Annotated in this window: 13 protein-coding genes and 1 riboswitch; of the genes, 8 read left to right on the plus strand and 5 right to left on the minus strand. The window is 36.0% G+C overall.

Annotation, left to right across the window (positions count from 1 at the left end; genetic code table 11):
- Positions 1-11: 11 nt before the first annotated feature.
- The 5 genes from ligA to COL05_RS31515 all read left to right on the plus strand — a co-directional run bounded on the left by ligA (position 12) and on the right by COL05_RS31515 (position 6,113).
- A complete protein-coding gene (gene ligA, locus COL05_RS23620; RefSeq protein ID WP_098670355.1) occupies positions 12-2,021 on the plus strand; it encodes an NAD-dependent DNA ligase LigA in 2,010 nt (669 codons plus the stop codon).
- A 16-nt stretch (positions 2,022-2,037) separates the two neighbouring features.
- Positions 2,038-3,219 carry a CamS family sex pheromone protein gene (locus COL05_RS23625; RefSeq protein ID WP_098670356.1) on the plus strand — a complete coding sequence of 394 codons (1,182 nt, stop codon included), beginning with the start codon at positions 2,038-2,040 and terminating at the stop codon, positions 3,217-3,219.
- Positions 3,220-3,314: 95 nt separating this feature from the next.
- The gene (locus COL05_RS23630) at positions 3,315-4,085 is read left to right on the plus strand and encodes a TSUP family transporter (RefSeq protein WP_098670357.1); all 771 of its coding nucleotides are present in this window, start codon (positions 3,315-3,317) and stop codon (positions 4,083-4,085) included.
- Between the two features lie 153 nt (positions 4,086-4,238).
- Positions 4,239-5,786, plus strand: a complete 1,548-nt coding sequence (gene pruA / locus COL05_RS23635; protein WP_098670358.1) for an L-glutamate gamma-semialdehyde dehydrogenase — start codon at positions 4,239-4,241, stop codon at positions 5,784-5,786.
- A gap of 177 nt (positions 5,787-5,963) precedes the next feature.
- Positions 5,964-6,113: a hypothetical protein gene (locus COL05_RS31515; protein WP_098670359.1), complete on the plus strand. Its 150-nt coding sequence runs from the start codon at positions 5,964-5,966 to the stop codon at positions 6,111-6,113.
- Between the two features lie 231 nt (positions 6,114-6,344).
- Here the strand turns inward: COL05_RS31515 and COL05_RS23645 are convergent, their stop codons facing one another.
- A complete protein-coding gene (locus COL05_RS23645) occupies positions 6,345-6,908 on the minus strand; it encodes a cysteine hydrolase family protein (protein ID WP_098670360.1) in 564 nt (187 codons plus the stop codon).
- 241 nt (positions 6,909-7,149) lie between these two features.
- A riboswitch (SAM riboswitch) is annotated at positions 7,150-7,255 on the plus strand.
- Positions 7,256-7,378: 123 nt separating this feature from the next.
- Here COL05_RS23645 and COL05_RS23650 point away from each other — a divergent pair.
- The 3 genes from COL05_RS23650 to COL05_RS23660 are packed head-to-tail and all read left to right on the plus strand — an operon-like array spanning position 7,379 to position 9,929.
- Positions 7,379-8,398, plus strand: coding sequence for a methionine ABC transporter ATP-binding protein (locus COL05_RS23650; protein ID WP_098670361.1), 1,020 nt, complete (start codon positions 7,379-7,381; stop codon positions 8,396-8,398).
- Positions 8,388-9,053 (plus strand): methionine ABC transporter permease, encoded by a 666-nt coding sequence (locus tag COL05_RS23655; RefSeq protein ID WP_098670362.1) that lies wholly within the window; start codon positions 8,388-8,390, stop codon positions 9,051-9,053. The genes COL05_RS23650 and COL05_RS23655 overlap by 11 nt, the downstream gene beginning before the upstream one ends.
- 21 nt (positions 9,054-9,074) lie before the next feature.
- A complete protein-coding gene (locus tag COL05_RS23660) occupies positions 9,075-9,929 on the plus strand; it encodes a MetQ/NlpA family ABC transporter substrate-binding protein (RefSeq protein WP_098670363.1) in 855 nt (284 codons plus the stop codon).
- Positions 9,930-10,095: 166 nt separating this feature from the next.
- Here COL05_RS23660 and COL05_RS23665 read toward each other — a convergent pair whose 3' ends face one another.
- From COL05_RS23665 to COL05_RS23680, 4 genes are all read right to left on the minus strand, one after another.
- On the minus strand, positions 10,096-10,563 hold the full coding sequence (locus tag COL05_RS23665) for an HXXEE domain-containing protein (RefSeq protein WP_142337638.1): 468 nt from the start codon (positions 10,561-10,563) through the stop codon (positions 10,096-10,098).
- A 61-nt stretch (positions 10,564-10,624) separates the two neighbouring features.
- Positions 10,625-10,816: a DUF3926 domain-containing protein gene (locus COL05_RS23670; protein ID WP_098670365.1), complete on the minus strand. Its 192-nt coding sequence runs from the start codon at positions 10,814-10,816 to the stop codon at positions 10,625-10,627.
- The gene (locus COL05_RS23675) at positions 10,809-11,990 is read right to left on the minus strand and encodes an ArsA family ATPase (RefSeq protein ID WP_098670366.1); all 1,182 of its coding nucleotides are present in this window, start codon (positions 11,988-11,990) and stop codon (positions 10,809-10,811) included. The genes COL05_RS23670 and COL05_RS23675 overlap by 8 nt, the downstream gene beginning before the upstream one ends.
- A gap of 76 nt (positions 11,991-12,066) precedes the next feature.
- The gene (locus tag COL05_RS23680) at positions 12,067-12,549 is read right to left on the minus strand and encodes a MarR family winged helix-turn-helix transcriptional regulator (RefSeq protein WP_098670367.1); all 483 of its coding nucleotides are present in this window, start codon (positions 12,547-12,549) and stop codon (positions 12,067-12,069) included.
- Positions 12,550-12,602: the final 53 nt, after the last annotated feature.

Here is a 12,602-nt window from a genome sequence, read left to right on the forward strand (position 1 = left end):
GGAATGAAGATATGTCAAAAGAGATAGCAAAAAAACGTATAGAAGAATTACGTGATTTGTTAAATACATTTAACTATCAATATCACGTATTAGACAATCCTTCTGTTTCTGATGCGGAGTACGACCGTAATATGCAGGAGCTTATAAAATTAGAAGCAGAGAACCCAGAGTTTATGAGTGAAGACTCTCCCTCCGTTCGCGTTGGGGGGACTGTTCTTGATATATTTGAAAAAGTAACACATAAGTCACCGATGTTAAGTTTAGGAAATGCATTTAACGAAGGAGATTTACGTGATTTCGACCGACGAGTACGCCAAGGAATTGATGGTGCGAATGTAAGATATATATGCGAATTAAAAATTGACGGGCTTGCTGTTTCACTTCATTATGAAAAAGGACGCTTTATTCAAGGGGCAACACGTGGTGATGGTGTAACAGGTGAAGATATTACCCAAAATCTAAAAACGATTAAAGCGATCCCGCTTCGTTTAAATGAAGAAGTAACGTTAGAAGCACGAGGCGAAGCTTATATGCCGAAGCGTTCATTCGTTAAATTAAATGAAGGAAAAGAGCAAAATGGTGAAGATGTATTTGCGAATCCGCGTAATGCAGCAGCGGGATCAATACGTCAACTGGACCCAAAAATTGCAGCGAAGCGTAACTTATCTATGTTTGTATACGGTCTTGCGAATGTAGAGGAAAAAACAATTCCATCACATAGTGAATCGCTTAATTTCTTAGGTGAACTTGGATTCAAAACAAATCCAAATCGACGCACATGTGAAACAATTGAAGAAGTTATAGCTTATGTAGAAGAATGGCAAGAAAAACGCCCGCATCTTGATTATGAGATTGATGGAATCGTTATAAAAGTAGATGATGTTGCTCTTCAAGAAAGTCTAGGAACTACAGCAAAGAGTCCAAGATGGGCAATTGCTTATAAATTCCCGGCTGAAGAAGTTGTAACAAGATTAACAGGTATTGAATTAAGTGTTGGTCGCACGGGGGTTGTAACACCGACTGCAGAGCTAGAGCCAGTGAGAGTGGCTGGTACGATCGTTCGTCGTGCTTCTTTACATAACGAAGATTTAATTCGTGAAAAAGACATTCGAATTGGTGACTACGTAGTTGTAAAGAAGGCCGGAGATATTATCCCTGAAGTTGTGAACGTTATTTTTGATAAGCGTACTGGTGAGGAAGAAGAATATCATATGCCAACGCATTGTCCAGCATGTGAGAGTGAACTAGTTCGTTTAGAAGAAGAGGTAGCTCTTCGTTGTATAAATCCAACTTGTCCAGCTCAAATTCGAGAAGGGTTAATCCACTTCGTTTCAAGAAATGCAATGAATATTGATGGACTTGGAGAACGTGTCATTACACAACTCTTTGATGCTGATTATATTCGTACATTCGCTGATTTATATTCGTTGACGAAAGAGCAATTATTGCAGTTAGAACGATTCGGTGAAAAATCAGCAACGAATTTAGTACAAGCAATTGAGAATTCTAAAGAAAACTCATTAGAGCGATTATTATTTGGTCTTGGTATTCGCCATGTTGGAGCGAAAGCAGCACGTACATTTGCAGAGCATTTTGAAACGATGGATGCACTTGTGAAAGCGACGGAAGAAGAACTAAAAGCAATTAATGAGATTGGTGAAAAAATGGCTCAATCTGTTGTGACGTATTTTGATAATGAAGACGTATTAGAGTTATTACAACAATTTAAGGAATACGGCGTGAACATGACATACAAAGGTATAAAAATCGCTGATTTACAAAATGTTGAGTCGTACTTCGCAGGAAAAACTGTCGTTTTAACAGGTAAATTAGAAGTGATGGGACGTAGTGAAGCAAAGAAAAAGATTGAGGCATTAGGTGGAAAAGTAACAGGAAGTGTTAGTAAAAGTACGGATTTAGTTGTTGCAGGTGAAGCAGCAGGTTCGAAATTAGCACAAGCAGAGAAGCATAATGTTGAGGTTTGGAATGAAGAGAGGTTCTTACAAGAGCTAAATAAGTAAGAGGTGCAAACTTACCATGAAAAAAATAGCATTAGCGGTATTAAGCCTTGGCCTACTTGTAAGTGGGTGTAGTTCAGGTGCCGATAAAGATGAGAAATCGGGGAAAGCAAAAGAACAAGCAATCGTTCCGAAGTACGCTATTTCGGATGAATATTATAAAGCGACTATTCCATTTGAAGCAGGAGCGGCACGTGGATTAGTTGTACAAGGAGTAAGTAATCGCCTTGATATAGATGAATTTGAAACAGGATTAATGCGTATTGCGAAAGAATCCTTTAGTACGAAAGATCATTTCTTTAAAGGTGGAGATGTTCTAGATGCTCAAACTATACAAATGCTTGTTAAAAGAAAGCGTACAGATGCTGAGCAAAAGGAACTAGAGGACAAATTAAAAAAGGATGCAGTTAAATTTCCAAACATTGGTTTAAACCCAGCGTTAGGCGGAGGATCTGAATCATTAGAGGCAAAGAATCAAAAAAATCCAATATATATTTCAAATATTTTAGAGCATGATTATTATGTGAAAAAAGGCGAAAAAGATGAACGCCAAGGGATTGTAGTTGGTTTAGCAATGAATTCGGTTCATTATTACGAGGAAGAGCATGGTTATCCGCGTGAAGCTAAAATTGAGCAAGCAAAAATATTAGCTGAAGGGAAAAAAATGGCGCAAGAAATTTTGAAAGTTATGCATCAAAAAAAACCTGAAACAAAAACCCTTCCGATAACATTTGCAATTTATCGTCAGGCTCCAAAGGCTTCACTCGTGCCAGGTAACTTTGTTTCTTATGCGAATGTTGAAAAAGGCAGTGAAACGGTTGAGGATTGGCAACAAATTAATGAGAAATATTATTTGTTCCCATCTGAACAAGCGAAAACAGATAATAAACGTGAAGATCTGGCGAGAGTATCAAACTTCAAAGCGAAATTAGGAGATTATTTCCAAGGTGACTATACAGCTGTTATCGGTACTGGTATGTATAGAGACGATGAATTAAGAGAAGTAAAGCTTGATATTCCTGTCCAGTTTAATGGGAAAGCAGAAATAATTGGCTTTACACAATATGTAGCTGGGCTTGTTATGGAATACTTCCCGAATTATATGAAAGTACAAGTAACGATTAAATCTGTAGAACGCCCAGAAGCGATTATTATACGTGAAGCGAAGCAAGATGAACCATTTGTGAAAATTTTAGATTAAATAGAAGGGCCGTTCCTTTGTGGAACGGCTTTTTTTCTTGGTTAATTTTGTTATAATTTAAAATGTTATAAATAATGGGGTAAGGGGTAAAGCGCATGGACGAATTAAGTTTTCAAGTCATTATTTTATTAATTGCATTCGGCTTTTTAGCAGCTTTTATTGATTCAGTTGTTGGCGGCGGAGGATTAATCTCGCTTCCGGCACTTATGTTTGTTGGTTTACCACCAGCTTCGGCAATTGCAACAAATAAATTAGCTGCAACGATGGGGACGTTTACGAGTGCGATTTATTTCATTCGATCGGGAAAGGTCGATTTTAAAATTGTAGGAAAGTTAATCCCGTTAACTATTATAGGAGCAGTCGCAGGTGCTTTAGTAGTAAAGTTTATTCCGCCGGATATTTTACGACCGTTAGTGCTTGTGATGTTGGTATTCATTGCTATTTATATTATTGCGAAAAAAGATTGGGGAAGTGTATCTACCTATAAGAAGATGACGAAAAGAAAAATATTAATATTTTTCTTTGTTATTTTAATGATAGGGTTTTACGATGGATTTTTTGGGCCAGGGACAGGATCCTTTTTAATTTTTGCATTTTTATTAATTGGTTTGGATTTTATTCAAGCGGCAGCATCTGGAAAACTTTTGAACTTTGTTAGTAATATCGTATCGTTAATCACTTTTTTATTTTTAGATGTAATTCATTTTGAATACGGTATTATTATGGGATTATCAATGATTTTGGGCGCTTATTTTGGATCGAAGTTTGCGGTTCAAAAAGGTGTTGGATACGTAAGAACTTTATTTTTGTTAGTAACTATTTTATTGATTAGCAAAAACATTTTGGAATATACTCATATTTTGTAGAGTTATACATTTGTATAACTCTGTTTTTTTATTATATTTTAAAAATTAATTAATTTTTAAAATATAAGTCTAGGAATATTTGAATAAATCTAAATTATCGTGTAGAATAATGTTGTAAAATGTAAACGTTTTTCTAAGGGGAGGCTAAAAAGAATGGTAGTAGCATACAAACATGAGCCATTTACAGATTTTTCAGTGGAGGCTAACAAATTAGCGTTTGAAGAAGGTTTAAAGAAAGTAGAATCTTATCTTGGACAAGACTATCCATTAATTATTGGGGGAGAAAAAATCACTACAGAAGACAAAATTGTTTCTGTAAACCCTGCAAATAAAGAGGAACTTGTTGGTCGCGTTTCAAAAGCAAGCCGTGAGTTAGCTGAAAAAGCAATGCAAGTAGCGGATGAAACATTCCAAACTTGGAGAAAATCAAAGCCAGAAATGCGTGCAGACATTTTATTCCGTGCTGCAGCAATCGTTCGTCGCAGAAAACATGAATTCTCTGCTATCCTTGTAAAAGAAGCAGGTAAACCATGGAATGAGGCAGATGCTGATACAGCAGAAGCAATCGACTTTATGGAATATTATGGTCGTCAAATGTTGAAATTAAAAGACGGAATTCCAGTAGAAAGCCGTCCAATTGAATATAATCGTTTCTCTTACATTCCATTAGGAGTAGGTGTTATCATTTCTCCTTGGAACTTCCCATTCGCAATTATGGCAGGTATGACAACAGCTGCTTTAGTTTCTGGTAACACAGTATTACTAAAACCAGCTAGTACAACTCCTGTAGTAGCAGCGAAATTTATGGAAGTATTAGAAGAAGCTGGCTTACCAGCTGGTGTAGTAAACTTCGTACCGGGTAGCGGTTCTGAAGTTGGTGACTACTTAGTAGATCACCCTCGTACACGTTTCATTAGCTTCACTGGGTCTCGTGATGTAGGTATCCGTATTTATGAGCGCGCAGCGAAAGTAAACCCAGGCCAAATTTGGTTAAAACGCGTTATCGCTGAAATGGGCGGTAAAGATACAATCGTTGTTGATAAAGAAGCAGATCTTGAATTAGCAGCTAAATCTATCGTTGCATCAGCATTTGGATTCTCAGGACAAAAATGTTCTGCATGTTCTCGTGCAGTAATCCACGAAGATGTATACGATCAAGTATTAAATCGTGCTGTTGAATTAACGAAAGAATTAACAGTTGCTAACCCAGCTGTATTAGGTACAAATATGGGTCCTGTTAATGACCAAGCTGCATTCGATAAAGTAATGAGCTATGTTGCAATTGGTAAAGAAGAAGGTAGAATCTTAGCAGGTGGCGAAGGAGACGATTCTAAAGGCTGGTTCATCCAACCAACAATCGTTGCTGACGTTGCAGAAGATGCTCGCCTAATGAAAGAAGAAATCTTCGGACCAGTAGTAGCATTCTGTAAAGCAAAAGACTTTGACCATGCACTTGCAATTGCAAATAATACAGAATACGGTTTAACAGGAGCAGTTATTTCTAACAACCGTGACCATATTGAAAAAGCACGTGAAGACTTCCACGTAGGTAATTTATACTTCAACCGTGGATGTACTGGTGCAATCGTAGGTTACCAACCATTCGGTGGCTTTAACATGTCCGGTACAGACTCTAAAGCTGGTGGCCCTGACTACTTAGCACTTCACATGCAAGCAAAAACTACTTCTGAAACTTTATAAGAAATAGTAAAAGAGATCTTCGCAGTCTGCGAAGATCTCTTTTTTTGAAAAAATTATCTATATATGGATCAAGATAGATATCAGTAGAAAAACTAATAAGGTTTACTTCAGTAAAATAAGGTATATTATATTGGTTAAATAAATTCTCTTTAAAGACAAGAAAAGTAGGTGAACAAAGTGGGAAAATATCAATTGGATTATAAAAGCCAAGTAGCTGTGGCAAAGTTTCATGAAAAACAGACGCCTGTCAAATTTGATAAAAAGCAGCAAATTGAAAAATTGCGTGCGGAATATTTGAAAAAGAAGCAAAAACAAACAGATAAATAATAGGGGAGACTAGTTAGTTTGAACGAAAAACGATTTACTATATATTACTAATTGGCGAATAGAACTAGCTAAACCCTATTCATATCGGGATAAACATGTAAATAGAAACAAAACAATGAGAAAAGTTGACTTATTAGTCACATTTTTTAGTATTCATTTTAAGGATTTCCTGTATAATACAATTTGAAAGAAAATCTATGGTTTGACAAGAAACACTCCTTTCGGTTTTGCTCACTGAAGGGAGTGTTTGTTTGTAGCTACAAACTCCTCTGTGCTCATTACATTTGCATATACGCCATTTAAACTAGCCAAAATTGTATTATGAATATAAACGGCTGGTATAGTAGCATTCTTAAAAGAAAGATCTTTTGTAGCACAAGCATCATGTATAACGGTACATTGAAAGCCGAAATCAAAAGCAGCTCTTACGGTAGCATCAATACACATATGAGTCATCATCCCACATATGACGACGTGCTCGATGTTTAAACGTTGTAATTGTTCTAGAAGATCAGTTTCCCGAAAACTATTTGGATAATGTTTGATTATAACGGTTTCATTTCTAAGTGGGCGTACGCTTTTATGAATATGTACACCTTCTGTATTTGGTAGGAAAAAAGTAGCGTCATCCTTTATTGCTACATGTTGAATATGAAAAATAGGTTCATTTCTCGTTCTAAAGAGTTGTAGTAGCTGATTAGCATAGTTGCTTGCTTCTACCGGATTACGTAATTCCATCTTTCCTTGTGGAAAATAATCATTTTGAATATCAACGAGTAAAAGGGCTGTTTTCATATATTTATCTTCCTCCGATTTTATATTCAAATAATGGTATTCAATTAGTAGAGAAGATTATCCTTTTAAAAAATATGCGAGAGGAGAATTTTACATAACTTTAAAAATTACGATTTTCTCACGGAATTTCATCTGAAAATTATAATAAAGAAATAATTAATACTTTTCTAAAAAATGTATTGACTCTTATTATTCTGAGTTCTATAATGAGAATTAATTAAACGACAATTAAATCGATACATTCTTATCCAGAGAGGTGGAGGGACTGGCCCTATGATACCTCAGCAACGGGTTTTTTAATACCGTGCTAACTCCAGCAAGCCTTATAAAGGCTTGGAAGATGAGAAGATGTGAACGAGTACATATAAGTGCTCTCCTTCTTATCTTTATGTTTGATAAGAAGGAGAGCACTTTTTATTTTACCTCGAAAGCTCTACTTCAAGTTTTTACAGCATATAGGAGGGGAAAAAATGATTTCTTTTAACAACGTAAGCAAAGTATATGAATCAGGTGGGCAATCTGTTCATGCGGTGGAGGATGTAACGTTATCGATTGAAAAGGGCGAAATTTTCGGCATTATCGGTTTTAGTGGCGCTGGAAAGAGTACGTTATTACGCTTAGTAAATATGTTAGAGAGACCAACAGCAGGAACGATTTCAATAGATGATAAAGGTATTACATCACTATCGACGAAAGAATTACGGAAGCTAAGACAAAGAATAGGGATGATTTTTCAAAGTTTTAATTTATTTAATTCAAGGACAGTGTTTGGGAATATTGCGTATCCATTAAAATTAGCGAAAGTACCAAAGAATGAGATAAAAGAAAGAGTAAATGAACTGCTGAAGTTTGTCGGGTTAGAAGATAAAGCAGACTATTATCCAGAGCAACTATCAGGTGGTCAAAAACAGCGTGTTGGTATTGCTAGGGCACTGGCGACATCACCTGATATCCTTATATGTGATGAGGCAACATCAGCTTTAGATCCAGAAACAACGACAGAAATTTTGAGCTTATTAAAGAAAGTAAATCGAGAATACAATGTAACAATTCTTCTTATTACACATGAAATGCATGTTGTGAAAGAAATTTGTCACCGTGTAGCTGTAATGGAGAAGGGAAAGGTTATTGAAGAAGGAAAACTGTTTGACGTTTTTACACAACCAAAAACAAAGACGACTCAAAACTTTGTACGCTCTATCATTAATGATCATTTACCGGAAAGTGTTCTAGGGAAAATTCAAAATGGTGGACAGATTTATCGCTTAACATTTACTGGCGAAGAGACAGGACAGCCGGTACTATCGTATATCGCGAAAAACTATAACGTCGATGTAAACGTACTGTACGGAAATATTATTGAACTTCAAAATGTGTTATTTGGAAATCTACTTGTAGAACTGCAAGGTGAGCAGAAAGAAATTCAAAAAGCATTACAACATCTAAGACTACAAGTGCAGCTGAAGGAGGTAGAAGCTCATGCGAGTTGATTGGAGTATATTTTGGCCCCGCATAGTAGATGCGACGGGGGATACCCTCTTAATGGTAATTGTAACCTTAATATTCGCTACAATTCTTGGTATACCCCTAGGTTTACTTTTATATGTAACGAGGAAAGGAAACTTTTTAGAAAATAAATGGATCTTTTCTATTCTTAATATCATTATTAATACAATTCGTCCGGTTCCATTCATCATCTTCTTAGTAGCTTTAAGCCCACTAACAAGAAGTGTTATCGGAACGACGATTGGAACAGCAGCAGCAATTTTCCCAATGACGTTAGTTGCATCAATTGGTATTGCTAGAATGGTTGAAACAAATCTTATTTCAGTTCCAAAGGGGGTCATTGAAGCTGCTCAAGCAATGGGTGCTTCACCATTTAGAATTGTTTTTGAAATTCTTGTACCAGAAGCGTTAGCACCATTAATCTTAGGAGTTACATTTATGACAGTTGGTTTAATTGAATTTTCTGCAGTTGCTGGGCTTGTCGGTGGTGGCGGTCTTGGTGACTTAGCGATGACATATGGTTATCAACGTTTTGATACATCAGTTATGTTCGTAACAGTCGTTTTACTTATTATTCTCGTACAGGTAGCTCAAAATTTAGGAAACTACTTTGCGAAAGTCTTTTTACGCAGATCATAAAAGGGAAGAGGGGAAAAGGAAATGAAGAAAATTTTAGCATTTGCATTATCAGCAATTGTAGGGGTTTCAGCGTTAAGTGGCTGCTCAAGTGGAGACACAGGGGCAGGAGCGAAAGAAAAAGTAGTTCGCGTCGGTGTAACTGGAACGGATGGAGACGTTTGGGAAATTTTGAAGAGGAAAGCTGAAAAAGAAGGGATTAAAATTAAACTGGTTGAGTTCTCTGATTACACAACGCCAAATAAAGCGTTAGCTGATGGAGATATTGAACTAAATTCATTCCAGCATATTGCTTTCTTAGAGCAGTTTAAAAAAGAGCATAAGTTAGATATTACAGCTGTTGGTACAACGCAAATTGCACCAATGGGCTTATACTCTGAAAAATATAAGAAAGCAAATGAAATTCCAGATGGTTCAGAAATTGCGATTCCAAATGATCCAACGAACCAAGCGCGTGCATTAAAACTTCTTGATGCAGCTGGATTAGTAAAGCTTAAGAAAGACTTTGGCTTATTCGGAGATCCAAGCGGCATTGCTGAAAATCCAAAGAAGTTAAAAGTTACACCGGTTATCGCACAGCAAACACCTCGTGTATTAAAAGATGTTGCAGCGTCAGTTATTAATAACGGTGTTGCTGGTCAAGCTGGACTAGATCCAGCGAAGGATCCGATTTTTTTAGAAGATCCAAAGAATGAAAATGCAAAGCCATATATTAATATTTTCGCAGCTCGTACGAAAGACAAAGATGATCCAACACTGAAAAAAGTAATTGAACTATATCATTCAAAAGAAGTAACAGATGCAATTAAAAAAGAAACAAATGATGGTTCCATTTCAGTAGATCTTTCACTTGATGAGCTTGAAAGAATCGTAAAATAATTATCGGGTTTAACGACTAACAGTAGGAACCCCTCCGCTGTTAGTTCGTTCAACATATAATCTACTTAACAAACAAACCCTAATTCTGTACCTTCCAATTCTGTGTAACGTAGAATCCAATGTTTGTTAAGTAGAGTAATGGACCAGGAGTTTTCCTGGTCTTTTTTTATGAATGAAAGTATCTAGCGAATAGTAAGGTAATCCAAATTATAACAGGGTAAGAAAATAAACTGAAAATGAGTGTAATTACGAATTTCTTTTGATAAATTAAGTGTTTTTGGGATGAAAAAAAGAAAATCGAAAAGATAAAAATGAAAGCTGCCGATATTACGCCAGGGTTATAGGAACGGTAAATGAAAAACAAAATAATATGTTGAACGGAGTTGAAGAATATAGCCCCTTGTATAAAAATAACCCAGTATATAGAAGACAAGAAGTTTAGTTGATATAGAAAGACGATAAGTAAGACAAAGATTGTTAATGCGGAAATGGCAATGAAAAATTGTTGGCTTGTTATAAAATGAATTGAAAATTGATTAGCAAGATATTGTGGCATTTGGAAAGATTCTTCTAGGTTATGAATGAAAAATAACAAGGGAATAATCCAAAACATAATAGTGGAATGTTTTTTCAACAACTTAGATCACTCCAATATGGAGATAGAAAGCCTACAAAGGCCCTCTATCCAGAGATATTCATTCAATTATGATACTTTTTAAATTATCTTCATGATGCTCTTGTTCTTGCGGATAAGCAGCTAGCTCCTCTTGTAAAATATTTAGCATTTGCTTAGCTGATTGCTGGATTGGTGCAGGTAACTCTTCTAATATATTCATACCGACTTTTATTTTTGCATGAATGACCTTCCTTAGTAGTTCCTCACGCATGCACTACACCTCCAAATCGAATGTTTAGTACATCATCTTCGAATTTTGCTCCTTGAATAGAAAGATGTGTTAACGTTTTTGGTAATGTGATGTTCCGCTTAACAGAACCAGCACGAATGATAAGCTCATCGCCTTTTTGATTTAATGAAAGTTCACTTTTGTTTGAGAAGGGAATGGAGAGAACGAAAATATACTCATCGCCATCTTTTTTTACATATTGAGTGCGACCGTTAAATTTCACTTCTGTAGGAGAAGAGTCAGATTTAAATAAAGCGTCTCCTACACGTTCTAACATAGATAGACCGACAACCTCTTGTTCAAACATTGGAGCTTCATAAATAGGAAGGGGCTGAAAACTATCTTGAATTAATGTTTTATATTTCTTTTGGGTATCTTTCCATGCTTGAAAATAAGGATCGGTGACAGTGTTAGGGATGACGCGGTTAATCATAATGGCATCTACGTTATAATCGTATAAGTTTAAATAAGTAAAGCTACGCTGAGCCTCTTTAATGACCATTTTTTCGGGATTTACAACGATGCGGATACTCGTTACGTCTCGGTTTGATAAAATATCTCTCATTTCTCCGAGCTGTTCAAGTGTATTTGTTAATTCGTCCATAATATCATCGGTTGGAAGGGGGACACCAAGAAGTGGTTGAGCTACAGGACGAACAACTTTTAAAACTTTTCTTTTAATAGGAAAGAGTTTTTCCATCCACCAGCCGAGCATGTCTGGAAAGCTGAGCATTGCTAATGTTTCTCCTGTTGGAGCGCAATCAATGATAATAACATCAAATGTGTTTTGTTTATAATAATCGAGTACGCGAAGTAAGCTAATTAAATCCTCCATACCAGGAAACATCGTTAACTCTTCTGTGGTAATATCATCAGCTGCTTTTGAAGTGAAGAGTAGTGTAATATATTTCTGTAGCTTTCCCCAGCCTTTTTCCATCTCATAAATCGTATTAATTTCTTGTGCCCACAAATTTTCACGAATTGCTAATGGCTCAGAAGATAGCTTTATACCAAATGAATCTCCTAAACTATGAGCAGGATCTGTACTCATTACTAATGTTTTTAATCCTTGTTTTGCGCTTTGAAGTGCTGTTGCTGCTGAAATGCTAGTTTTTCCTACGCCGCCTTTACCTGTATACAAAATAATTCTCATTATTCTACCCCCTTTGTTTCGAGTATCGAATATTACGAGTTACGAAATATTTTTTTGAATAAAAACCCTATTAGGGTTTTTATTCAATCGGAATGTTTTTCATTTTAGGTGTAGAAACTCTTTCTTCTGTTCTTTGCTGTGACGTAGCAATGTGATTCATAATCTTTTGCAATATTTGTAGTAAGAATGCTTTTTCTTCTTCTGATAATGCTTCTGTCACTAGGTTAAAGTAATGGGCTGCATTTTGTTTTACTTCTTGAACGAGCATTACACCGTTTTCTGTTAAACGAATGAATACAATGCGTCGGTCGCTTTCATTACGGTACCTTTCGATATATCCCTTTTTTACAAGGCGATTTACAACACCTGTCGTTGTACTCATCGGTATATCAAGAAGGTCAGCAATTTTTGTCATTGTAGTATCTGTATTTCGCTCCATCCAAAGTAAACAAAATACTTCTGTTTTAGAAAGTGTTAAATCTAGGCTTACCCATTCTTCAGGATAAAAAAGTTTCTTGGCGTTATCTAGCAGTAAGTCTAAAAAATGTTCGTATTGCAACAATTATTTCCACTCCCGTATATTTCGAGGTTCGTAATATTTGTTTTTATTTTATG

Origin of the sequence: Bacillus sp. AFS059628 (assembly GCF_002571225.1) — a bacterium.
Lineage (GTDB): Bacteria > Bacillota > Bacilli > Bacillales > Bacillaceae_G > Bacillus_A.